Source organism: Acidovorax sp. SRB_24, from assembly GCF_012931925.1.
The window spans coordinates 44,940-65,621 of sequence record NZ_MWOM01000004.1 but is presented as its reverse complement, the minus strand read 5'-3'; the positions used below and the strand labels follow the sequence as shown (position 1 = coordinate 65,621).

23 protein-coding genes and 2 pseudogenes are annotated in these 20,682 nt (G+C 65.8%); 7 read left to right on the top strand and 18 right to left on the bottom strand.

Annotated features, from left to right (window positions below):
• Positions 1-14: 14 nt before the first annotated feature.
• The 6 genes from B2J89_RS02210 to rpsP all read right to left on the bottom strand — a co-directional run bounded on the left by B2J89_RS02210 (position 15) and on the right by rpsP (position 4,059).
• Positions 15-1,004, bottom strand: coding sequence for a CobD/CbiB family protein (locus B2J89_RS02210; RefSeq protein ID WP_169167595.1), 990 nt, complete (start codon positions 1,002-1,004; stop codon positions 15-17).
• A 58-nt stretch (positions 1,005-1,062) separates the two neighbouring features.
• Positions 1,063-1,773, bottom strand: a complete 711-nt coding sequence (locus B2J89_RS02205) for a CoA pyrophosphatase (RefSeq protein ID WP_240964696.1) — start codon at positions 1,771-1,773, stop codon at positions 1,063-1,065.
• A gap of 86 nt (positions 1,774-1,859) precedes the next feature.
• Positions 1,860-2,255: a 50S ribosomal protein L19 gene (rplS, locus tag B2J89_RS02200; protein ID WP_169167594.1), complete on the bottom strand. Its 396-nt coding sequence runs from the start codon at positions 2,253-2,255 to the stop codon at positions 1,860-1,862.
• A gap of 119 nt (positions 2,256-2,374) precedes the next feature.
• Positions 2,375-3,133 carry a tRNA (guanosine(37)-N1)-methyltransferase TrmD gene (gene trmD / locus B2J89_RS02195; protein WP_169167593.1) on the bottom strand — a complete coding sequence of 253 codons (759 nt, stop codon included), beginning with the start codon at positions 3,131-3,133 and terminating at the stop codon, positions 2,375-2,377.
• Positions 3,134-3,160: 27 nt separating this feature from the next.
• Positions 3,161-3,730 (bottom strand): ribosome maturation factor RimM, encoded by a 570-nt coding sequence (rimM, locus tag B2J89_RS02190; RefSeq protein WP_169167592.1) that lies wholly within the window; start codon positions 3,728-3,730, stop codon positions 3,161-3,163.
• Positions 3,731-3,807: 77 nt separating this feature from the next.
• Positions 3,808-4,059: a 30S ribosomal protein S16 gene (gene rpsP, locus B2J89_RS02185; RefSeq protein WP_169167591.1), complete on the bottom strand. Its 252-nt coding sequence runs from the start codon at positions 4,057-4,059 to the stop codon at positions 3,808-3,810.
• Between the two features lie 204 nt (positions 4,060-4,263).
• On the opposite strand from rpsP, the pseudogene B2J89_RS23165 reads away from it, so the two are divergent.
• Positions 4,264-4,332: pseudogene (locus tag B2J89_RS23165) on the top strand (GNAT family N-acetyltransferase); the annotation flags it as partial.
• A gap of 8 nt (positions 4,333-4,340) precedes the next feature.
• Positions 4,341-4,787, top strand: a complete 447-nt coding sequence (locus tag B2J89_RS02175) for an NINE protein (protein WP_169167589.1) — start codon at positions 4,341-4,343, stop codon at positions 4,785-4,787.
• A 79-nt stretch (positions 4,788-4,866) separates the two neighbouring features.
• Here the strand turns inward: B2J89_RS02175 and B2J89_RS02170 are convergent, their stop codons facing one another.
• The 8 genes and pseudogenes from B2J89_RS02170 to B2J89_RS02135 form a co-directional block, all read right to left on the bottom strand.
• Positions 4,867-5,877: an inorganic phosphate transporter gene (locus tag B2J89_RS02170; protein ID WP_169167588.1), complete on the bottom strand. Its 1,011-nt coding sequence runs from the start codon at positions 5,875-5,877 to the stop codon at positions 4,867-4,869.
• 20 nt (positions 5,878-5,897) lie between these two features.
• The gene (locus B2J89_RS02165; RefSeq protein ID WP_169167587.1) at positions 5,898-6,545 is read right to left on the bottom strand and encodes a DUF47 domain-containing protein; all 648 of its coding nucleotides are present in this window, start codon (positions 6,543-6,545) and stop codon (positions 5,898-5,900) included.
• A gap of 147 nt (positions 6,546-6,692) precedes the next feature.
• Positions 6,693-7,054 (bottom strand): annotated as a pseudogene (locus tag B2J89_RS02160) (DMT family protein).
• 193 nt (positions 7,055-7,247) lie between these two features.
• The gene (locus B2J89_RS02155) at positions 7,248-7,979 is read right to left on the bottom strand and encodes an ABC transporter ATP-binding protein (RefSeq protein WP_169167586.1); all 732 of its coding nucleotides are present in this window, start codon (positions 7,977-7,979) and stop codon (positions 7,248-7,250) included.
• Between the two features lie 2 nt (positions 7,980-7,981).
• Positions 7,982-8,764 (bottom strand): ABC transporter ATP-binding protein, encoded by a 783-nt coding sequence (locus B2J89_RS02150; protein WP_169167585.1) that lies wholly within the window; start codon positions 8,762-8,764, stop codon positions 7,982-7,984.
• Between the two features lie 20 nt (positions 8,765-8,784).
• On the bottom strand, positions 8,785-9,864 hold the full coding sequence (locus B2J89_RS02145; RefSeq protein WP_169167584.1) for an ABC transporter ATP-binding protein: 1,080 nt from the start codon (positions 9,862-9,864) through the stop codon (positions 8,785-8,787).
• Between the two features lie 10 nt (positions 9,865-9,874).
• On the bottom strand, positions 9,875-10,804 hold the full coding sequence (locus B2J89_RS02140; protein WP_169167583.1) for a branched-chain amino acid ABC transporter permease: 930 nt from the start codon (positions 10,802-10,804) through the stop codon (positions 9,875-9,877).
• Positions 10,805-11,131: 327 nt separating this feature from the next.
• Positions 11,132-12,466, bottom strand: coding sequence for a replication-associated recombination protein A (locus B2J89_RS02135; protein WP_169167582.1), 1,335 nt, complete (start codon positions 12,464-12,466; stop codon positions 11,132-11,134).
• A 101-nt stretch (positions 12,467-12,567) separates the two neighbouring features.
• Here B2J89_RS02135 and B2J89_RS02130 point away from each other — a divergent pair, with 101 nt between their 5' ends.
• Positions 12,568-12,840, top strand: a complete 273-nt coding sequence (locus tag B2J89_RS02130; protein ID WP_169167581.1) for a DUF2164 domain-containing protein — start codon at positions 12,568-12,570, stop codon at positions 12,838-12,840.
• A gap of 15 nt (positions 12,841-12,855) precedes the next feature.
• Positions 12,856-13,449 carry a uracil-DNA glycosylase family protein gene (locus B2J89_RS02125; RefSeq protein WP_169167580.1) on the top strand — a complete coding sequence of 198 codons (594 nt, stop codon included), beginning with the start codon at positions 12,856-12,858 and terminating at the stop codon, positions 13,447-13,449.
• Between the two features lie 14 nt (positions 13,450-13,463).
• Here B2J89_RS02125 and lolA read toward each other — a convergent pair whose 3' ends face one another.
• Together lolA and B2J89_RS02115 are read right to left on the bottom strand one after the other, a co-directional pair.
• The gene (gene lolA / locus B2J89_RS02120) at positions 13,464-14,096 is read right to left on the bottom strand and encodes an outer membrane lipoprotein chaperone LolA (RefSeq protein WP_169167579.1); all 633 of its coding nucleotides are present in this window, start codon (positions 14,094-14,096) and stop codon (positions 13,464-13,466) included.
• Between the two features lie 25 nt (positions 14,097-14,121).
• On the bottom strand, positions 14,122-16,449 hold the full coding sequence (locus B2J89_RS02115) for a DNA translocase FtsK (RefSeq protein ID WP_169167578.1): 2,328 nt from the start codon (positions 16,447-16,449) through the stop codon (positions 14,122-14,124).
• Positions 16,450-16,685: 236 nt separating this feature from the next.
• Between B2J89_RS02115 and trxB the strand changes: the two genes are divergently transcribed.
• The 3 genes from trxB (at position 16,686) to rpmG (ending at position 18,252) form a co-directional block, all read left to right on the top strand.
• Complete coding sequence (trxB, locus tag B2J89_RS02110) at positions 16,686-17,645, top strand: thioredoxin-disulfide reductase (protein ID WP_169167577.1); 960 nt, start codon at positions 16,686-16,688, stop codon at positions 17,643-17,645.
• A gap of 191 nt (positions 17,646-17,836) precedes the next feature.
• Positions 17,837-18,070 carry a 50S ribosomal protein L28 gene (gene rpmB / locus B2J89_RS02105; protein ID WP_106445425.1) on the top strand — a complete coding sequence of 78 codons (234 nt, stop codon included), beginning with the start codon at positions 17,837-17,839 and terminating at the stop codon, positions 18,068-18,070.
• A gap of 11 nt (positions 18,071-18,081) precedes the next feature.
• Positions 18,082-18,252, top strand: a complete 171-nt coding sequence (gene rpmG / locus B2J89_RS02100) for a 50S ribosomal protein L33 (RefSeq protein WP_027995663.1) — start codon at positions 18,082-18,084, stop codon at positions 18,250-18,252.
• A 122-nt stretch (positions 18,253-18,374) separates the two neighbouring features.
• On the opposite strand, the gene B2J89_RS02095 is transcribed toward rpmG, so the two are convergent.
• Positions 18,375-19,634 carry an MFS transporter gene (locus tag B2J89_RS02095; protein ID WP_169167576.1) on the bottom strand — a complete coding sequence of 420 codons (1,260 nt, stop codon included), beginning with the start codon at positions 19,632-19,634 and terminating at the stop codon, positions 18,375-18,377.
• Positions 19,635-19,852: 218 nt separating this feature from the next.
• The coding region (locus tag B2J89_RS02090; protein ID WP_240964695.1) for a transposase at positions 19,853-20,682 on the bottom strand (830 nt) is incomplete at its 5' end.

Here is a 20,682-nt window from a genome sequence, read left to right as displayed (position 1 = left end):
CGCGGCACCCGGCCTCAACCGAGCAGGCGCGCCAGCGTCAGCAGCGCCAGCAGCAGCAGCCACACCACCACCGAGCGCCAGACCAGCCCCACCACGCTGCGCAGGTGCCCCACCTCGGGCTCGCGGCCCGGCGTGCTGTCGCTGTCGCCGATGTCGGCATCGACCTCGAAGCCCTGCGGCGCCAGCAGTTCGATGCGCGCCTTCAGCGCCTCACCGCCCAGGCGCACATTGAGTGCTCCGGCCGTGGCCGCCAGCACCACGCCGTCGTTGTCATTGGGAAAGCGCTGCGCGTGAAAGCGCCAGCCTTCGATGGCCTCCTCGAAGCTGCCGACCACGGCAAAGCACAGCGCCGTGAGCCGCGCCGGCAGCCAGTCCAGCGCCATCCAGGCCAACGTGGAGGCACGCTGCAATGCAGCGCTGGCGGAGTGCTGGGCTGCCGTGCCACGCGGGTGCTTCCAATAGCGCGCCATGAACTCCGCCATGCGGTACAGCACTGCGCCCGCCGGACCCAGGCCCAGCGCCGCCAGCACCGAAAACCAGGCCAACACCCCGAACACGTGGCGGTGCGCGGACAGGACCGAGTACTCGATCACGTGGCGCACGATCTCGCTGCGCGGCAGCGCGCCCACATCCACCTGCTGCCACTGCGCCAGCAACGCCCGCGCACGGTCTTCGTCACCCTCTTCGAGCGCATCGCGCAGGCCCGTGAAATGGTGGCTGAACTGGCGAAAGCCCAGCGTGAGATAGAGGATCGCCACATTCCACAGCACGGCAAAGGGCCAGCCCAGGCCCCAGATCAGCAACCAGTGCACGCCCAGCGCCACCAGTGCAGGTACGAGCACCGCCAGGGTCCAGGCCAGCCAGGCATGGTGCGGTTTGCCGGCATCGAAGTCGCGGCCCATGGCCAGTGCCCAGGCACGCAGTCCGGCGTGGATGGCATTGCCCGCAGCCAGCGGCCGGGCCTGCTCGATCAGCAAGGCGAACAGGATGGCGAAGAAACTCATGGAGCCGAATGATACCCAGCCCACGGCACTTTGGCGGCGGGTGGGAGCGCAGTGCGGCTCAGGCCTGCATGAAGCGGTAGAAATTGCGCAGCATGCCCGCGGTGGCGCCCCAGATGTAATGGCTCTTGGCGCCCTCTTGGTAGGGCATGGAAAACCACTCGCGGCGCACGCCCTGCCACTCGAACACATGGCGCTGGTGGTGTGCCGGATCGAGCAAAAAGGCCAGGGGCACTTCGAAAATTTCGGCTACCTCGTAGGGGTTGGGGTGCAGCACGCAGCCGGGCTGCACCAGCGCCACCACCGGCGAGATGAGGAAGGACGAGCCGGTCACGTAGGTCGGCAGTGCGCCCAGCACCTCGACGAAGCGCGCGTCGAGCCCGACCTCTTCGCGGGCCTCGCGCAGGGCAGTGGCAGCGGCATCGGCATCTTCAGGGTCTGCACGCCCCCCCGGAAACGCCACCTGTCCCGAATGCGTGGACAGGTGCGCCGTGCGCTCGGTCAGCAGCACCGTAGGCTGGTCGCGCAACACGATGGGGACCAGCACCGCGGCATGGGCCGGCGAGCGGTTCGAAAAGCTCTTTTCCTGCACCACCTCGGGTTGCCACACGGGCGGCGCTGCAAAACGCCGGCGCAGGGCCTCGGGCGTCTGCGCCTGCGCGCGCACGGCGGGCAGGTGCGCGTCCACACCCACCACCGGCACGAGGCGCGGGTCGAAGTCGGGCAGCGATGACAAGGACGTGATGACCGGCGACACAGGGACAGGAGGCAAGGACACGGCAGTCGGGGCTGGAAAAAAGAAAAAGCCGCTACAGACCAATGGCTGTAGCGGCTCGGGCGCTCAAGGCGGCGGGGCTTTTATGCAGCCGTCGCAGCAGCAGCAGCCGCCTTGTTGACGCGCTGTGGCAGCTTTTCCTTGATGCGTGCCGACTTGCCGCTGCGCTCGCGCAGGTAGTACAGCTTGGCACGGCGCACGTCACCACGGCGCTTGACTTCGATCTTGGCGATCAGCGGGCTGTAGGTCTGGAACGTGCGCTCCACGCCTTCGCCGCTGGAGATCTTGCGCACGGTGAAGCCGCTGTTGAGGCCGCGGTTGCGCTTGGCGATCACGACGCCTTCGTAGGCCTGGACGCGCTTGCGCGTGCCTTCGACCACGTTGACGCTCACGATGACCGTATCGCCGGGCGCGAATTCGGGGATGGTCTTGCCGAGGCGGGCGATTTCTTCCGCTTCGAGGGTCTGGATCAGGTTCATGGTTGCATCCAACGATCGTGTCCGCGCCATAAGTGGCAGCGTCGGGATTGACGTTCAGGCCCGCAACATCGTTGCAGGGCGGCCGGCCAGAGGATCGAAAAGCTTCCGATTATAACCACTCAGCAGCGCTTGGCCAGCTCGGCCTCGTCCGCCGGCGCCAAGCGCCCTGCCGCGCGCGCCGCTTCGATCAGGTCGGGGCGGTGCCGTGCCGTGAGAGCCAGGCGCTGGGCGCGGCGCCAGCGCTCGATGTGCGCGTGGTGGCCCGACAGCAGCTCGGGCGGCACGGGGCGACCCTCCCACTCTTCGGGCCGCGTGTAGTGCGGGCAGTCGAGCAGGCCGTCGAGTGCGGGGTTGAAGCTGTCGAGCTGGTGGCTGCCTTCGTCGTTCAGCACCCCGGGCTGCAGGCGCGCCACGGCGTCCAGCAAGGCCAGGGCGGCGATTTCGCCACCAGAAAGCACAAAATCGCCCAGGCTGATCTGCACATTGACATGCGCGTCGATGAAGCGCTGATCGATGCCCTCGTAGCGACCGCACAGCAAAATCGCACCGCCACTGGCCGACCAGTGCTCCACGCCCGCATGGTCCAGCGCCGCGCCAATGGGCGAAAACAGCACCACCGGCGCCTCTCCACCCGGCCCCTCGGCCCGTTCTGCGCGGATTGCCGCCAAGCAGCGCGCCAGGGGCGGCGCCATCATCACCATGCCCGGGCCGCCCCCAAACGGACGGTCGTCGACGCGGCGGTAGTTGCCTTCGGCATGGTCGCGCGGGTTCCACAGGCGCACATCGACCTGCCCCGAGGCGTAGGCGCGGCGCGTCACACCGCTGGCCAGAAACGGGCCAAACAGCTCGGGAAACAGGGTGATGACGTCAAAGCGCATGGCGCGCGGTCAGGCAGGCGCCTGCCCTTAGTAGTCGGGCTGCCAGTCGACCGTGATGCGGCGCTCTGGCAGCTCGACCTTGTCGATGAAGGCCGAGACGAAGGGGATCATGCGCTCGATGGACTTGCCTTCTTGCTCGGCCTCCAGCACCAGCACGGTCTGCGGGCCGGTGGACATGAGCTCGCGCACCTGCCCCAGCACCACACCTTCGCGATTGACGACATCAAGGCCGATCAGATCGACCCAGTAGTACTCGTCGGCCTGGGGCTGCGGAAAGTCCGAACGCGGCACGAAGATGCGCGCGCCGCGCAGCAGCTCGGCGGCATTGCGGTCGTCGATGCCTTGCGCCCACGCCACGATGGAGTCGGAATGCGGGCGCGCTTGGCGGATGGCCAACTGGACCGTGCCATTGAAAGTGCGCGCACCCCGTTCGCTGGGCTGCAGGTACCAGCTGCGCGCAGCCAGCAGCGCCTGCGGATCGGTGTTGTGGGACAGCACCTTGAGCCAGCCCTTGACGCCCCAGGCGTCGGTGATGCGCCCGACCTCCACCGCATCTGCGGGCAGGTCGGCGGGCTCGAGAGTGAGTTCAGTGGTCATGGTGGGGTCTGCAGAAATGGCAAAGGGCGGGTTCGTCAGTGGGGACCGACGAACCCGCCCTTGTTCGGGAACCGGACTCAGGCAGCCTTTTTGGCGGCTTGCTTGATCAGGCGGTCCACGGTGGGGGACGACTGGGCGCCCACGCCCACCCAGTAGCTCAGGCGGTCTTGCGCAATGCGCAGACCTTCTTCGCTTTCCTTGGCGGTGGGGTTGTAGAAACCGATGCGCTCGATGAAACGGCCATCACGGCGCACGCGCTTGTCGGCCACGACGATATTGAAGAAAGGACGGCCCTTCGAGCCGCCGCGGGAGAGTCGAATGACGACCATGATTTATCCTTCGGGTGGTGGACCGACGCCATGCGCCTCAAGCCCAGTGTTCGCAACGTTGAGACACGCGACATGGCCACCCGGCCAGCGACACGCTGCAAAGCCTGAAATTATATCGTTGTTTACCCGATGCCACCCATCCGCCCCAGCCGCGACGGCGATTTGCTGCCGATCACCGCGATCTACGCCCACCATGTGCTGCACGGCGCCTGGCGCGACATCGTGCTGATGGAAAAGCCCTTGGGCGCGGGCGACCGCACTTCGCCTGAATAATGCAGCCCATGAAAAACAAGACCGTCGCGGCCTGGCTGGCCTTTCTCGGCGGGCCGCTGGGCCTGCACCGCTTCTACCTCCATGGCCTGACCGACATGATCGGCTGGCTGCTGCCCATCCCCACGGCGCTGGGCATTTACGGCATCGAGCGCGTGCAGCAGTTCGGCCAGGACGACCAGCTCAGCTGGTTCCTGATTCCGCTGCTGGGCTTCACGATTGCGGCCTGCGCCCTGCGCGCGATCCTTTATGGGCTGATGACGCCCGACCGCTGGAATGCCCGCTTCAACCCCGGCGCCTCCCCGGAGGCCAGCCCAGGACGCACCCACTGGTTCACGATTGCCGCCATCGCCTTTTCCCTGCTGGTGGGAACCGCCGTGCTCATGGCCAGCCTGGCCTTCAGCTTCCAGCGCTACTTCGAGTACCAGATCGAGGAAGCGCGCAAGATTTCGCAATAACACCCACTTCAAGCAAAAAGAGCTTCCAGCGCTTATGTAGCAAGCGCTGGAAGCTCTTTTTTTAATAGCACTTGCGGGCTCAGTACAACTGCAGGCTGGCCCAGTAAGCGACCGAGGCGACGAAGGCGCTGGCCGGGATGGTCAGGATCCAGGCCCAGACGATGTTGCCCGCCACGCCCCAGCGCACGGCACTGGCACGCTGCGTGGAGCCGACGCCAACAATGGCACCCGTGATGGTGTGCGTGGTCGACACCGGAATGCCCAGCATGGTCGCCAGGAACAGCGTCATGGCGCCGCCCGTTTCGGCGCAGAAGCCGCCCACGGGCTTGAGCTTGGTGATCTTCTGGCCCATGGTCTTGACGATGCGCCAGCCACCAAACATGGTGCCGAGGCCGATGGCCGCGTAGCACGACACGATGGTCCAGGTCGGCGGCGATGCATCGCTGGTCGAGGCATAGCCGGTGGCGATCAGCAGCAGCCAGATGATGCCGATAGTCTTCTGGGCATCGTTGCCGCCATGGCCCAGGCTGTACGCGCCGGCCGAGACCAGCTGCAGCCGGCGGAACCATTTGTCCACTTTGCTCGGGCGCGTACGGCGAAAGATCCAGGCCACCGCCACCATCATCAGCGAGCCGAGCAAGAACCCCAGCAGCGGCGAGACGAAGATGAAGGCCACCGTCTTCAAAATGCCCGAGGACACCAGCGAGCCGGCACCGGCCTTGGCGATCACGGCGCCGACGATGCCGCCGATCAGCGCATGCGAGGAGCTGCTCGGGATGCCGTAATACCAGGTGATGAGGTTCCAGGAAATGGCCCCGACCAGGGCACCGAACACCACGTGGGTGTCGACCACGCCGGGCTGGACAATGCCTTTGCCAATCGTGGCCGCCACGCTCAGGTGGAAGACAAAAATGGCGACAAAATTGAAAAATGCCGCGAACACCACGGCCTGACCGGGCTTGAGCACCCCGGTAGAGACCACGGTCGCAATCGAGTTGGCGGCGTCGTGGAAGCCATTCATGAAGTCAAACACGATGGCCAGCGCCACCAGGAGCACGACGACCCACAGGGCGGTTTGTACGGTTTCCATGCTTGTGAAGCCCGCCGCGCTCAGGAGTTCTCGAGGATGATGCCCTCGATCTGGTTGGCCACGTCCTCGCACTTGTCCGTGACCGTCTCCAGCAGTTCGTAGATGGCCTTGAGCTTGATCAGCTCGCGCACATCGGGCTCCTCGCGGAACAGTTTGCTCATCGCAGAACGCATGACGCGGTCGGCATCGCTCTCCAGGCGGTCGATTTCCTCGCAGGTCTTGAGCGCCGCCTCGGCCGCGCTCGGGTCGGCCAGCTTGGCGAGCAGCTTGACCGCATCGCGCACGCGTTCGCAGCATCTGACGTTCAGGTCGGTCAGGCGCTTGATCTCGTCGGTCATGTGGCGCACGTCGTACAACGCCATGGTCTCGGCGGCGTCCTGGATCAGGTCGGCCACATCGTCCATGGTGTTGATCAGCGAGTGGATCTGCTCACGGTCAATCGGCGTGATGAAGGTCTTGTGCACGGCCTTGTTGACCTCGTGCGTCACGCGGTCGGCTGCGCGCTCGGCGTTGTCCACGTCTTGGTTGTATTTGTCCCGCAGGTGCGGGTCGTTGTAGTTTGCGACGAGTTGCGAAAAGGCGTGCGAGGCATCCACGATGCGGTCCGCATGCTGGTTGAACATCTCGAAAAAATTACCTTCGCGCGGCAAAAGCTTGCCAAACAGCATGAGAACTCCTCAAGGGAATCGGAAAACAAAAATGGCGCAAGCATGGAAAACCCCCATGCGTTCTGCGTGAACCGGGGGAGTTTAACCGTGCCCCCAAGACGCCACTGCCACAGAAAGCTGACGGCTTTGTGACACTCCAGGCCCGGTTCAGGCGCTGCGAAAAATGAAATACACCGCGCCCAGCTGCACAGGCCTGCCCACAGATAGTCCCATTTGAACGGCTGGCCCAGGTACAGCACAGCAAACGGAACGAACACCACCAGCGTGATCACCTCTTGGAGAATTTTCAGCTGGCCCACATTGAAAAGCGTGAAACCGATGCGGTTGGCCGGCACCTGCAGCAGGTACTCGAACAGCGCGATGCCCCAGCTCACGAGGGCAGCGATGTACCACGGCGCGGCCGCCAAGTTCTTCAAATGGCCGTACCACGCGAAGGTCATGAAAACATTGCTCGCCCCCAGCAAGGCCACGGTCTGGACGGAGATGGGGAGCGTTTGCAGGAACATCATGGGTGCACAGAAAAAACACAAAAACAGGCCGTAACGCTTACCGATAGGGCGTTACAAGCTCCTGAATCAATAGCTCACCACGGCGGCGGCGCCCTCGGATGGGCCCACGGGAGCGCGATGCCACAAAAAAAGGCACTGCCCTCACTGCAGTGCCTTTGCGTCGTTGGCGCGGTTTGGGTCCAAGCCGCGCAGCTTATTCGCCCAGATAAGCTGCCCGCACCTTGGGGTCATTGAGCAGGTCGTGGCCCCGTCCGGTCATGGTGATCAGGCCCGACTCCATCACATAGCCCCGGTTGGCAATGGCCAACGCGCGGCTGGCGTTTTGCTCGACCAAGAGCACCGTGACGCCCTGCGCGTACACGTCGCGCACCACTTCGAAGATCTTGTCGACCATGAGGGGCGACAGACCCATGGACGGCTCGTCGAGCAGCAGGACCTTGGGCTGGCTCATCAGCGCGCGCGCCATGGCCAGCATCTGCTGCTCGCCGCCCGACATGGTCCCGGCCAGCTGGTCCTTGCGCTCGCGCAAGCGGGGAAACAGCACGAACATCTTTTCGATATCGGCCAGGATCCCCGCCTTGTCGTTGCGTGTGTAGGCGCCCATTTTGAGGTTTTCGGTGATGCTCATGCGCGCAAACACGCCGCGGCCTTCGGGCACCATCACCAGGCCTTGCTTGACCAGGTCCCACGGTCCTTTGCCCTTGATGCTGTGGCCCAGGTACTCGATATCTCCATCGCTGATCGGTTGCGTGCCGGTGATGGCCTTCATGGTCGTGGTCTTGCCGGCGCCGTTGGAGCCGATCAGCGAGACCAGTTCGCCCTCGTGCACCTCGAAATCCACGCCCTTGACCGCCTGGATGCCGCCGTAGGCCACCCGCAGGCCCGTCACCTTCAGCAAAATTTTCTTGGATGTGTTGTCGGCCATGCTCAGTGTCCTCCGGTGCCCAGGTAGGCCTCAATCACTTTTTCGTTCTTCTGCACGTCAAACGGCGTCCCTTCGGCGATCTGCTTGCCGTAATCGAGCACCGTGACACGGTCGCACAGGCCCATCACGAGCTTCACATCGTGCTCAATCAGCAGGATCGTGCGGTCGTCTTTGCGGATGCGGTCGATCAGCTCGCGTAGCAGGACTTTTTCGGTCGCGTTCATGCCGGCGGCGGGCTCATCCAGCGCGATCAGCTGCGGGTCGGTGGCGAGCGCCCGCGCGATCTCCAGGCGGCGCTGGTCACCGTAGCTCAGGGTGCGCGCCTTGTAGTCCGCAAACTTGCCGATGCCCACATAGTCGAGCAGCTCCTGCGCGCGCTTGGCAATGGCCGCCTCTTCCTGCTTGAAACCCTTGGTGCGCAGCACCGCGCCCACCAGCCCCGACTTGGTGCGGATGTGGCGGCCGACCATGACGTTTTCGAGCGCCGTCATTTCAGCAAACAGCCGGATGTTCTGGAAGGTGCGCGCAATGCCGGCCTGGGCCACCTTGTGCACGGCCGTGGGTTCATAGGGCTTGCCGGCCAGCTCGAAGGCGCCCGCATCGGGCGTGTAGAGGCCGGTGATCACATTGAAGAAGGTCGTCTTGCCGGCGCCGTTGGGGCCGATGAGGCCATACACCTGCCCGCGCTCAATCGTGATGCTGACGTCGGACAAAGCCTGCAAACCGCCAAAGCGCTTGGAAATGCCTGCCACCCGCAGCACCACATCGTTCGATTTCTCTGCCATGTTCTAACTTTCGGTGGTGTTCAGGACTTTTGCTCGAGGCTCTTGCCATGCTCGGGCGAGGGCCACAGGCCGCGCGGGCGCAGCAGCATGACGATGATCATGGCCAGCGCGATCAACAGCTGGCGCAGGATGGCCGCATCGAGCCGCCCGTCGGTCATCGCCTGCAGCGGGCCGGCGACGTAGCGCAGCACTTCGGGCAGGGCCGACAACAACACGGCGCCCAAGATCACGCCCGGGATGTGGCCGATGCCACCGAGCACCACCATGGCGACGATCATGACCGACTCCATCAGGCTGAACGATTCGGGTGAGACGAAGCCCTGGAAAGCCGCGAACATGGCGCCCGAGACGCCACCGAACGACGCGCCCATGCCGAACGCCAGCAGCTTCATGTTGCGTGTGTTGATGCCCATGGCCTTGGCGGCGATCTCGTCTTCGCGGATGGCCATCCAGGCACGGCCGATGCGCGAGTCCTGCAGGCGGTAGCAGATGACGATGGTGACGATCACCAGCGCCAGGAACAGGTAGTAGTAGAGCGTGACGGAGTTGACGTCAAAGCCGAACAGTTCGTACTGCTTGCCCAGGTTGAGCCCGAAGATCTTGACCGAATCGATCTGGCCCACGCCCTTGGGGCCATTGGTCAGGTTGACGGGGTGGTCGAGGTTGTTCAGGAAGATGCGGATGATCTCGCCAAAGCCCAGGGTCACTATGGCCAGGTAATCGCCACGCAGCTTGAGCACCGGAATGCCCAGCAACACCCCTGTGCCGGCGGCCACCAGCAAGGCCAGCGGAATGACCAGCCACAGCGAAGTGTGCAGCCCATTGGGGAACATAGCGGCGAACGCGGCAAAGGTGTCCGACAGGTGCGGCGAGGCCATCAGCGCGAACAGGTAGGCGCCCACGGCATAGAAGGCCACATAGCCCAGGTCGAGCAGGCCGGCGTAGCCCACCACGATGTTCAGCCCCAGCGCCAGCATCACATAGAGCAGGGCCAGGTCGGCGATGCGCACCCAGGCGTTGCCGAAGTACTGCAGGATGAAGGGCAGCACCAACAGCGCAATGCCGCCGAGGATCCAGGTCGTGAGTTTGTTGTGCTTCATGGAGGCGTCCTCAGGCGCGGTCGGCGATGCGTTCACCCATCAGGCCCGAGGGCCGCAGCGTCAGGATGATGATCAGCACGATGAAAGCGAAGATGTCGGTGTAGTGGCTGCCGAGCACGCCGCCCGTGAGCGTGCCGATGTAGCCCGAGCCGATGGCCTCGATCAACCCCAGCAGGATGCCGCCGATCACGGCGCCAGGCAGGTTGCCGATGCCACCGAACACCGCCGCCGTGAAGGCCTTGAGGCCCGGCAGAAAGCCCATGGTGTGCTGGGCCGTGCCGTAGTTGGAGGCGTACATGATGCCGGCGATCGCGGCTAGCACGGCGCCGATGATGAAGGTGGCCGAGATCACCATGTCGGGCTTGACGCCCATCAGGCCCGCCACGCGCGGGTTCTCGGCGGTGGCGCGCATCGCGCGGCCCAATTTCGTGTAGCTCACCAGGTACACCAGCGAAGCCAAGGCCACGGCGGTCACCCCGAGGATCAGCACCTGGGTGGAGGTGATGACCGCACCGCCGATCTCGAACGGCGTGGTGGGCAACAGGGTGGGATAGGGCTTGTAGTTGGGCTTCCAGATGATCATGGCCAACGTCTGCAGCAGGATGGACATGCCCAGGGCCGTGATCAGGGGGGCCAGGCGGGGGCTGTTGCGCAGCGGGCGGTAGGCGACCTTCTCGATGGTGAAGTTCAGCGCGGCGGCCACCACGCAGGCGATCACGGTGGCCAGCAAAAGGATGATCCAGCCCGGAGTTCCGGGCATGGCCTGCTGCATCAAGCCGATGCAGCTCCAACTCGTCAAGGCGCCCACCATGAGCACCTCGCCGTGGGCAAAATTGATCAATTGAATGATGCCGTACACCATCGTATAGCCCAAGGCTATCAAGGCATACATGCTGCCGAGAACCAGACCGTTGATGATCTGCTGCAGCAAAATGTCCATAAAAATGTCCTTCGTTGGTAGCGGCATACGCCAAAGGCGCTGGGGTCGGCACAGCCTTGTGGGCCTGGCATCCATCTAGCAAAAAACCCGCCAGGAATGCAGCCATGCGGGTTTCTGTGCAAAATTGTAGTCCCTTGCAAACCCGCGCCCAGAGCCGATTTGGCGGGGTTTTCCCTCGGATTTTGACCCCATCAGACGGCCTTGCAACGAATAAGAAATACTGATCGAGTATGCAAAAAAGATGTGCAAACTTATCGGTTTTCGGACCCTGTCACCCCCTCAGGGCCGCGCCCCGGTCGCCTTTGCGCGACCGCGCGCGCCGCGGGCTCAGCGCTCGCCGTCGGGCGTGCGCACTGAGGCGTTGCGCGCGCGCAGCTGGTCGAGTTTGTCGGCGATCTTGATCTCCAGTCCGCGCCGCACGGGCTGGTAGAAGCCGGGTTCGGCCATGCCGTCGGGCAGGTAGCGCTCGCCTGCGGCGAAGCCGCCGTCCTCGTCGTGCGCATAGCGGTAGCCGCGGCCGTAGTCGAGCTGCTGCATGAGTTGGGTCGGCGCATTGCGCAGGTGCATGGGCACCGAGCGCGTGCCCTCGCTCTTGACGAGCGCGCGCGCCGCGTTGTAGGCCTTGTAGACCGCGTTGGACTTGGGCGCCACGGCCAGGTAGATCACGCATTCGGCCAATGCCAGCTCCCCTTCGGGGCTGCCCAGGCGCTCGTAGACCTCGGTCGCGTCCAGCGCCAGGCGCAGGGCGCGCGGGTCGGCCAGGCCAATGTCCTCGCTGGCCATGCGCACCAGGCGGCGCGCCATGTAGCGCGGGTCGGCGCCGCCGTCGAGCATGCGCACCAGCCAGTACAGCGCGGCATCGGGGTCGCTGCCGCGCACCGACTTGTGCAGCGCGCTGATGGTGTCGTAGAACTGCTCGCCGCCTTTGTCGTAGCGGCGCATCTGCTCGCCCAGCACCTGCAGCAGCCAGTCGTCGCGGATGTCACCCAGCTGCTGCTGCGCAGCCGCCATGGCCAGGGTCTCGAGCGTGTTGAGCAGGCGGCGCGCATCGCCATCGGCATAGGCCACCAGCCGCTCTATTGCTATATCTTCAATAGCTGGAAGCGCTTGGTGGGCTTGGGCCAGGGCCACAATTTGCTTCAAATCGTCGCTCGACAGCGGCTGCAGCACATAGACCGCCGCGCGCGACAGCAGGGCCGAGTTGACCTCGAACGACGGGTTCTCGGTGGTGGCGCCGATGAAGGTGAACAGGCCGCTTTCCACGTGCGGCAGGAACGCATCTTGCTGGCTCTTGTTGAAACGGTGCACCTCGTCGACGAACACGATGGTGCGCTGCTGCAACAGGCCATCGCGCGCCGCGGTGGCCTGCTCGACGGCCTCGCGGATGTCCTTGACGCCCCCGAGCACGGCGCTGATGCTGATGAACTGGGCGTCGAACGCATCGGCCATGAGCCGCGCGATGGTGGTCTTGCCCACCCCCGGCGGCCCCCACAGGATGCAGCTGTGCGGCCGGCCCGACTCGAACGCCAGGCGCAGCGGCATGCCCGGCCCCAGCACATGCTGCTGCCCTATCACTTCGGCCAGCGTGCGCGGGCGCAGGCGCTCGGCCAGGGGCTGGTGCGGCGTGGCTGCGGCCGGTTTCAAATCATGGGGTCCCGTCATGCTGTTCTCAGTGTGCTCTTGCGGTGGCGGCATGGCCAGCGTCCTGCCCGATTCCAACACAGGCCGCGGACGCGGGTGCGCGGCTGCGTGAAAATCCACCCATGGACATCCACCTCTCCAAAGACGCGCAGCAACGCGCCGTGGCGTCGATCGAGCGCTATTTCGCGCAGCACATGGACGGGCCCATCGGCAACATGGCCGCCGGCGCCCTGCTCGGCTTTTTCCTCGAAGAACTGGCGCCGCTGGTCTACAACCAGGCCGTGGCCGATGTGCAGGAACGCCTGCAGGCCCGCGTGATGGAGATCGACATCGAAGTCCACGCGGACGAATTCACCTACTGGAACAAGCCGGGGCACCAGCGCCAGGGCGCCTGAGCACGGCACCGCCCCATGCCCACCTTGCCCGCCCTGCTCGCCGAGGTGCGCCGCTGCACCCTGTGCGCCGAGAGCCTGCCGCTGGGTCCGCGCCCGGTATTTCAGCTGCACCCGCGCGCGCGCATTCTGGTCGCCGGCCAGGCGCCGGGCAAGAAGGTGCACCTGTCGGGCGTGCCGTTCGACGACGCCAGCGGCCAGCGCCTGCGCGCCTGGATGGGGGTGTCGCCCGACACCTTTTACGACCCGCACCAGGTGGCGATCCTGCCCATGGGGCTGTGCTACCCCGGCACCGGCCCGTCGGGCGACCTGCCGCCGCGCCCGGAATGCGCGCCCGCCTGGCGCCAGCCCTTGCTCGCGCGCCTGCCGGACCTGCAGCTCACGCTGGTGATCGGCCAGTACGCACGGGCCTGGCATGTGCCGGGCGCGCGCGACCCGCTGACCGTGACAGTGCGGCAGTGGCAGGCCCTCTGGCCCGGCGTGGTGGTGCTGCCGCACCCCAGCGGGCGAAACAATGGCTGGCTCAGGCACAACCCGTGGTTCGAGTCAGAGCTGGTGCCGGCCTTGCGCGCGCGCGTCGCGGCCGTGCTGGCCGGCACTGCTCCGGGGTAGCGCACCCGCGCACGCTACTGCCGGAGTACGTCGGCGCCGGCCGGCGGCTTGAACTCGAAGGCCGAGGCCGGCAGCACCGGGTTGGCCTGCAGGCCGGTGAAGCGGATCAGCGAGCGCTGGCCGAAGCTGTCGAGGATGTCGAGCGCGGCCAGCTGGTCGCCGTCAAAGCCCACGCGCACGCTCTGCAGCTGCCCTTCCTTGGCCTTGGGGGTGGCCAGCACCCATTCCAGCCCGTCCTGCGCGGGCGCAGAGGCCAGCGTGAAATCGGCGCGCAGCGCCTTGAGGTCGGGGGCCGCGGCCAGCAGCGCGGCCGGCGTCGAGCCCAGTGCCTGCGCCTGGGCGCGCTGCGTGACCTGGTTCAGGTCGGCGTCGTAGAGCCACAGCGTGCGGCCGTCGGCCACGATGGTCTGCTCGAACGGCTTGAGGTAGACGAACTTGAAGCGCCCCGGGCGCTGGAATTCGAAGGTGCCGCTCGATGTCTTGCTGCGCGCGGCCTGCCCATCCTTGGGGGGCGAGGTGACCACCTGGGTGAAGTCGGCGCGCCCGGCCTGGGTGCGGGCCATGAAGGATTCAAGGCTTTTGAGGCCGTCAGCGCTTGCCAGCTGTGCGCTGGCTGCTATCAAAACAGCAGTGACTATCTTTTTCATCGGGACTCCAGAAGGGGGACGGCGGCTATTCGCTGCGCGCGGGCACCAGCACCTCGCGCTGGCCGCTGGTGGTGAGGGCACTGACCAGGCCCGCGTTTTCCATATCTTCGAGCAGGCGCGCCGAACGGTTGTAACCAATGCGCAGCTTGCGCTGCACGTACGAGATGCTGGCCTTGCGGTCCTTGAGCACCACCTCCACGGCCTGGTCGTACATGGGGTCTTTTTCGCCGCCTTCACTCCCCTCGCCGGGCATATCGCCCTCGCCGTCGACCGTGCCGCCCTCGAGCACGCCGTCGATGTAGTCGGGTTCGCCCTGGCTCTTGAGGTAGCTGACCACGCGGTGCACCTCCTCGTCGCTGACGAACGCGCCGTGCACGCGCACCGGCAGGCCGGTGCCGCTGGCCATGTAGAGCATGTCGCCCATGCCCAGCAGCGCCTCGGCACCCATCTGGTCGAGGATGGTGCGGCTGTCGATCTTGCTGCTGACCTGGAAGGCGATGCGCGTCGGGATGTTGGCCTTGATCAGGCCCGTGATTACGTCCACGCTGGGACGCTGCGTGGCCAGGATCAGGTGGATGCCGGCCGCGCGCGCCTTCTGCGCCAGACGGGCGATCAGCTCCTCGATCTTCTTGCCCACGACCATCATCAGGTCGGCCAGCTCGTCGATCACGACGACGATGTGCGGCAGGCGCTGCAGCGGCTCGGGCGCTTCGGGCGTGAGGCTGAACGGGTTGTAGAGGAACTCCTCGCGCGCCTTGGCCTCGTCGATTTTGGCGTTGTAGCCGGCCAGGTTGCGCACGCCCAGCTTGCTCATGAGCTTGTAGCGCCGCTCCATCTCGCCAACGCACCAGTTGAGGCCGTGCGCGGCCTGCTTCATGTCGGTGACCACGGGCGCGAGCAGGTGCGGAATGCCTTCGTAGACCGACATCTCGAGCATCTTCGGGTCGATCATCAAGAGGCGCACGTCCTTGGCCTCGGCCTTGTAGAGCAGGCTCAGGATCATCGCGTTGATGCCCACCGACTTGCCCGAGCCCGTGGTGCCGGCCACCAGCACGTGCGGCATCTTGGCCAGATCGGCGACCACGGGGTTGCCGACGATGTCCTTGCCCAGGCCCATGGTCAGCATCGACTTGCCGTCGTGGTAGATCTGCGACCCCAGGATCTCGCTGAGCTTGATGGTCTGGCGCTTGGCATTGGGCAATTCGAGCGCCATGAAATTCTTGCCCGGAATGGTCTCGACCACGCGGATGGACACCAGGCTGAGCGAACGCGCCAGGTCCTTGGCCAGGCCGACGATCTGCGAGCCCTTGACACCCGTGGCCGGTTCGATCTCGTAGCGCGTGATGACCGGGCCGGGCATGGCCGCCACCACACGCACCTCGACGCCAAAGTCCTTGAGCTTCTTCTCGATCAGTCGGCTGGTCATTTCCAGCGTTTCGGGCGAAACGGTTTCCTTGTGCGGCTGCGGCCCATCGAGCAGGCCGACCTGCGGCAGGCGGCTGTCGGGCATCTCGGTGAACAGGGGCTTTTGCCGCTCCTTGGCCACGCGCACACTGGGCTGCGGCTCGACCAGCACCGGCTCGATGATCTGCACCGGCCGGGGCGGGTGCTCCTCGGTCCCGGTGCGCTGCTCCAGCACCACCTCTTCGCGCTGGCGCGCGGCGCGCTTGCCTTCGGCCAGGTCCTTGGCTACCTCGCGCCGCTCCCGGCGCGACTGCACGAGTGCATCGATGCGGGCGCCCAGGCCCTCGGCCACATGGCCCCAGGAAAAGCGGAACACCAGCGCCGCGCCCGCCACGGCCAGCACGATGCACAGCAGACCCGACCCCGTGAACCCCAGCCAATGCATGCCGGCCGGTCCCACCAGGTAGCCCAGCACCCCGCCCGCATGGCCGGGCAGCAGCGCCTCAAAGCGGTACATGCGCGACCACTCGAGCGCCGTGCTCGACGCCATCAGCAGCGCCAGGCCGCCCCAGAACAGGGCACGGCGCGCCAGCGGGTGCGGCGTGCCGGCGTCCTCGCCGCCGCGCATCCAGTGCGCCAGCGCCGACAGCCAGGCACGCACGCCGGCCGCCACGCACCACCAGACGGAAAATCCCAGCAGGAAATAGCTGCCATCGGCCAGCCAGGCCCCCAGGCGCCCGGCCCAGTTGGCCACCATGCCCGCAGGCACGGCCCCCGAGGTGGACCAGGCCGGGTCCTGGGCCGAATAGCTGAGCAGCGCCAGCAACCAGAAAACCAGGGCCAGAAGGCCTGCAACCAGCCCCACCTCCTGGCCAAAGCGCGCGGCCCCGGAGCGCGGCGCAGACTTGCCGCCAGATGAAGCATTCAGGGTATTGAGTGAGTAGGTCATAAGCGTGCGGGCGAAGCTTACCCGATGCCCATGGCCTGGCCTGGCCTGGCCTGGCAGCCCCGGCGCGGCCCGCACAGGCCTGCGCCGGGGCAGTGCCATTGGTTTTTTCAATCAGCGTGACAGCGACGCGGCTGGCGGGTCTGGCGCCGCACTTGGTTGATACTTGCGGCTTCGCTCCCATCTGCCTTCAGCGCCCTCGCCCCCTTGCACCGGGCGCAAGAACCTGAATTTCCAACATGTCCAAGCCCCAACACGCCAAAGTTCTCATCCTCGGCTCCGGCCCCGCCGGCTACACCGCCGCCATCTATGCCGCGCGCGCCAACCTCGATCCCGTGCTCATCACCGGCATGGCCCAGGGCGGGCAGCTCACCACCACCACCGACGTGGACAACTGGCCGGCCGACGTGCACGGTGTGCAGGGCCCCGAGCTGATGCAGCGCTTCCTGGAGCACGCCGAGCGCTTCAAGACGCAGGTCATCTTCGACCACATCAACCACGTCGACTTCAGCCAACGCCCCTTCACGCTCAGGGGCGACAGCGGCACCTACACCTGCGACTCGCTGATCATCGCGACAGGCGCCTCGGCCAAATACCTGGGCCTGCCCTCGGAAGAGGCGTTCATGGGCAAGGGTGTCTCGGGCTGCGCCACCTGCGACGGCTTCTTCTACCGCGAGCAGGACGTGTGCGTGGTCGGCGGCGGCAACACCGCCGTCGAGGAAGCCCTCTACCTGTCGAACATCGCGCGCAAGGTCACGCTGATCCACCGCCGGGACAAGTTCAAGGCCGAGCCCATCCTGGTCGACAAGCTGATGGAGAAGGTTGTCACGGGCAAGATCGAGCTCAAGACCTTCTACACACTCGACGAAGTGCTGGGCGACGCCAGCGGCGTGACCGGCATCCGCATCAAGAGCACGCAGGACGGCAGCACACAGGACATCGCGCTGCAGGGCTGCTTCATCGCCATCGGCCATGCGCCCAACACCGAGATCTTCGCGGGCCAGCTGGACATGGAAGGCGGCTACATCGTCACGCAGGCCGGCCTCAAGGGCTTTGCCACGCAGACCAGCGTGCCCGGTATTTTTGCCGCCGGCGACGTGCAGGACCATGTCTACCGCCAGGCCATCACCAGCGCCGGCACGGGCTGTATGGCGGCGCTCGACGCGCAGCGTTTTCTGGAGCAAGGCCCGCCTGCCTGAGCCCGCGCTATAATCCACGGCTTTGCCAAAACTGGCTGCGCTCTTGACTGCGCACGGCCAGGGCCCTGTGGGCCACGGCAATCGGGTTACCGCCACCCTGTAATGGCGAGGTGAGGCCCTTGGCACACCGCGCGCATGCCCGCATGCGCGTGGCTGGATCCAGGGCCGTTAAAAAATATCGGAGTGTCCTCATGGCACGCGTATGTGAAGTCACGGGCAAGAAGCCCATGGTCGGGAACAATGTTTCCCACGCCAACAACAAAACCAAGCGCCGGTTCCTGCCGAACCTGCAATACCGCCGTTTCTGGGTCGAAACCGAAAACCGCTGGGTGCGCCTGCGCATCTCCAACGCCGGTCTGCGTCTGATCGACAAGAACGGTATTGATTCTGTGCTCGCAGACCTGCGCGCACGTGGCCAGGCTTAAGGAGAACCACCATGGCAACCAAAGGCGGACGCGACAAGATCAAGCTGGAATCCACTGCGGGTACCGGCCATTTCTACACCACGACCAAGAACAAGAAGACGATGCCCGAGAAGATGCTGATCATGAAATTTGATCCCAAGGCTCGCAAGCACGTCGAGTACAAGGAAATGAAGCTGAAGTAATTCAGCCTTCGCTTTTCCAGCGAAAACCGCCCTCCGCGTCACTGCCGGGCGGTTTTTTTGTGCCGGGGCCCGCCACGGCGGGCTTTCCGAAACCTCCCTGCCACCGGGCGTTACGACGATGCCTATTGCCCGTCGAGCCGATTCCGCCGCATGGCCCGCCAGAGCGCAAGGTCGTAGGTGATCTTGAGCAAGCCGCATGCGATGAGCGGCAACGAGATCCATCCGGCCGCGAACAGCGCGCCGCTCAGCGTCGGGCTGATCGCAGCCGCGAGGCTGCGCGGCACGGCCGTGAAGCTTGCTGCGGCACTGCGCTCGGCCGGGGTCACCACGGCCATCACGTAAGCCGTTCGCGTCGGCACATCCATAGACGAGAGTGCACTGCGAACCATCAGCAGGCCGAGTGCGACCGGCAGGCTCGGCGCCAGCGCAGCCAACACCAGGCAGGCGTTGGCCGGCAGGTGCGTGAAGACCATGGTGTTGAGCAAGCCGATGCGCTGGGCCACCACCGACGCTGCGAGCTGCGACGCCGCGCCCAGCAGGCCGGTCCAGAAGAAAAACACGCCGGCCTGAGTCAGCGAAAAGCCGAACCGTTCTAGCAGCCACAACGACATCAGTGCATTGACCGTCAGTCCACCAGCGAAGGCGTCCACGCTGAAGAGCGCCGCCAACCGTACGACGACGCCGCGCGAAGGCCCCAGAGGCGCCGCGACGGGCATGCTGTCCGCGTTGCCGCCCTGCGCGTGCGCTGGCAGATTGCGATAAAGCCAAAAAACGGCGAGCCCGATTGCGGCGTACACCGCGAACATCCCGCGCAGCGCGTCGAGGCGTGCCAGCCCGCCGTGTCGAACCAGCCAGTCCGGCACGGCGGCAGCCAATGCGCCCAGCGCAGCGCACAGCGCGCCCACCAGGCTGTAGCGCGCAAACAGCGCGGTCCGCGCATGGCCCTGGGCCGCCGCGGCCAGACGGGCATGCTCCAGGGGAAGAAAAACGCTCACATCGCCCGAGCTCGGATTGAGCGTGCCGACCAGCGCCACGACCAGCAGCGGCCAGAACGACGACAAGCCTGCAAAGCCCAAGCCCGTGGCAGCCATCAGCAAGGCGGCGCAGCGCAGCAGCCGTGCGCCCGCGAAGCGGTACCCCCAGGCGCCGACCGCGAGCGTGGCCAGCGCCGAGCCCAGCATCGTCGCCGTGCTGACGATGCCGACCTCCAGCGTGCCCAATCCGATCGACAGCAGGTAGGCCGGCAGCAGCACCGCCATGTACCCGTCGCCAAAGGCGCGCAATCCCCGGGCAGCAAGCAAGGGCCAGGCGCCGGGGTCGACGCCGGCGGGCAACAGACGCGCAAGGCCAGGACGTGGACGCGGCAAAGGGGTGGTGCTCATCGTTTTGCCGCCAGCAGCGGCATGGTTTGCAGAGATCGATACCGGATTGAATCATCCACTGCAATCCGATCCCCCTGCCGACACCGCCGCAGGGTTATTGCGGGCCGTTGCCCATCCCTGCCATCGCAGCACGCAGCATCCCGTTCACATCGAGGGCGCAAAAAAACCGCATGGCCCCCTGACAAGGCGGCCATGCAGCGGGCAGCGGTAGGCCGTGCTCAGGCGTGCGCGGCGCGCAGCTTCATTGAGAACTCCCGCAGCGCATGGATGCCGCTTTCCTCGGCGCGGTGGCACCAGGCCTGCAGGTCGGCGGTGAGCTGCTCACGCGAGTGCGAGGTGCTCAGCCACAGCTGGCGCAGTTCTTCGCGCATGGTGACCATCTTGTCGAGCACCGGGTGCGCGGCGCGCGCCTGCTCCAGGTGCGGCAGCACCTGGGCCGGGACTTTTTCGGCGTCGCGGTGCAGCCAGCGCCGCGCGGCCTGGAGCACCGAGACATCGGCTTGGCGCGCCTGCAAGGCGGCCATTTCGTCCTGGCAAGCCCGCCGCACGCTGCGCGCGTAGCCGGCCATGACTTCGTAGCGGTGCGCGATCAGCGCCTCCAGCGTCTTCTCGTCGGCCACCGGCCTGACGGCGCCCAGGCGCAGCCGCGGCGCGACCTTTTTGACGCTGGCCCAGCCGATCTTCTGCATCAGGCGGATGTACATCCAGCCCAGATCGAACTCGTACGGCTTGACCGACAGCTTGGCCGAGGTCGGGTAGGTGTGGTGGTTGTTGTGCAGCTCCTCGCCGCCGATCAGGATGCCCCAGGGCACGAGGTTGGTGCTCGCGTCCTGCGCCTCGAAATTGCGGTAGCCCCAGAAATGCCCCAGACCGTTGACCACGCCGGCCGCCCAGAACGGTATCCAGGCCATCTGCACGGCCCACACGGTCAGCCCGATCGCGCCGAACAGCGCCACGTTGACCAGCAGCATGAGTGCAATGCCCCACGAGACAAAGCGCGAGTACAGATGCCGCTCCACCCAGTCGTCGGGCGTGCCGCGGCCGAACT

Coding starts and splice junctions, on each gene's coding strand:
- rimM (WP_169167592.1), bottom strand. CDS start 3,730: ATGACCACTGAACTCACTCTCGAGCCCGCCGACCTGCCCGCAGATGCG.
- B2J89_RS02170 (WP_169167588.1), bottom strand. CDS start 5,877: ATGGAAACCGTACAAACCGCCCTGTGGGTCGTCGTGCTCCTGGTGGCG.
- rpmG (WP_027995663.1), top strand. CDS start 18,082: ATGGCAACCAAAGGCGGACGCGACAAGATCAAGCTGGAATCCACTGCG.
- rplS (WP_169167594.1), bottom strand. CDS start 2,255: ATGAACCTGATCCAGACCCTCGAAGCGGAAGAAATCGCCCGCCTCGGC.
- B2J89_RS02165 (WP_169167587.1), bottom strand. CDS start 6,545: ATGCTGTTTGGCAAGCTTTTGCCGCGCGAAGGTAATTTTTTCGAGATG.
- rpmB (WP_106445425.1), top strand. CDS start 17,837: ATGGCACGCGTATGTGAAGTCACGGGCAAGAAGCCCATGGTCGGGAAC.
- B2J89_RS02145 (WP_169167584.1), bottom strand. CDS start 9,864: ATGAAGCACAACAAACTCACGACCTGGATCCTCGGCGGCATTGCGCTG.
- B2J89_RS02150 (WP_169167585.1), bottom strand. CDS start 8,764: ATGGCAGAGAAATCGAACGATGTGGTGCTGCGGGTGGCAGGCATTTCC.
- trxB (WP_169167577.1), top strand. CDS start 16,686: ATGTCCAAGCCCCAACACGCCAAAGTTCTCATCCTCGGCTCCGGCCCC.
- B2J89_RS02210 (WP_169167595.1), bottom strand. CDS start 1,004: ATGAGTTTCTTCGCCATCCTGTTCGCCTTGCTGATCGAGCAGGCCCGG.
- lolA (WP_169167579.1), bottom strand. CDS start 14,096: ATGAAAAAGATAGTCACTGCTGTTTTGATAGCAGCCAGCGCACAGCTG.
- B2J89_RS02140 (WP_169167583.1), bottom strand. CDS start 10,804: ATGGACATTTTGCTGCAGCAGATCATCAACGGTCTGGTTCTCGGCAGC.
- B2J89_RS02130 (WP_169167581.1), top strand. CDS start 12,568: ATGGACATCCACCTCTCCAAAGACGCGCAGCAACGCGCCGTGGCGTCG.
- rpsP (WP_169167591.1), bottom strand. CDS start 4,059: ATGGTCGTCATTCGACTCTCCCGCGGCGGCTCGAAGGGCCGTCCTTTC.
- trmD (WP_169167593.1), bottom strand. CDS start 3,133: ATGCGCTTTGACGTCATCACCCTGTTTCCCGAGCTGTTTGGCCCGTTT.
- B2J89_RS02175 (WP_169167589.1), top strand. CDS start 4,341: ATGAAAAACAAGACCGTCGCGGCCTGGCTGGCCTTTCTCGGCGGGCCG.
- B2J89_RS02125 (WP_169167580.1), top strand. CDS start 12,856: ATGCCCACCTTGCCCGCCCTGCTCGCCGAGGTGCGCCGCTGCACCCTG.
- B2J89_RS02095 (WP_169167576.1), bottom strand. CDS start 19,634: ATGAGCACCACCCCTTTGCCGCGTCCACGTCCTGGCCTTGCGCGTCTG.
- B2J89_RS02115 (WP_169167578.1), bottom strand. CDS start 16,449: ATGACCTACTCACTCAATACCCTGAATGCTTCATCTGGCGGCAAGTCT.
- B2J89_RS02155 (WP_169167586.1), bottom strand. CDS start 7,979: ATGGCCGACAACACATCCAAGAAAATTTTGCTGAAGGTGACGGGCCTG.
- B2J89_RS02135 (WP_169167582.1), bottom strand. CDS start 12,466: ATGACGGGACCCCATGATTTGAAACCGGCCGCAGCCACGCCGCACCAG.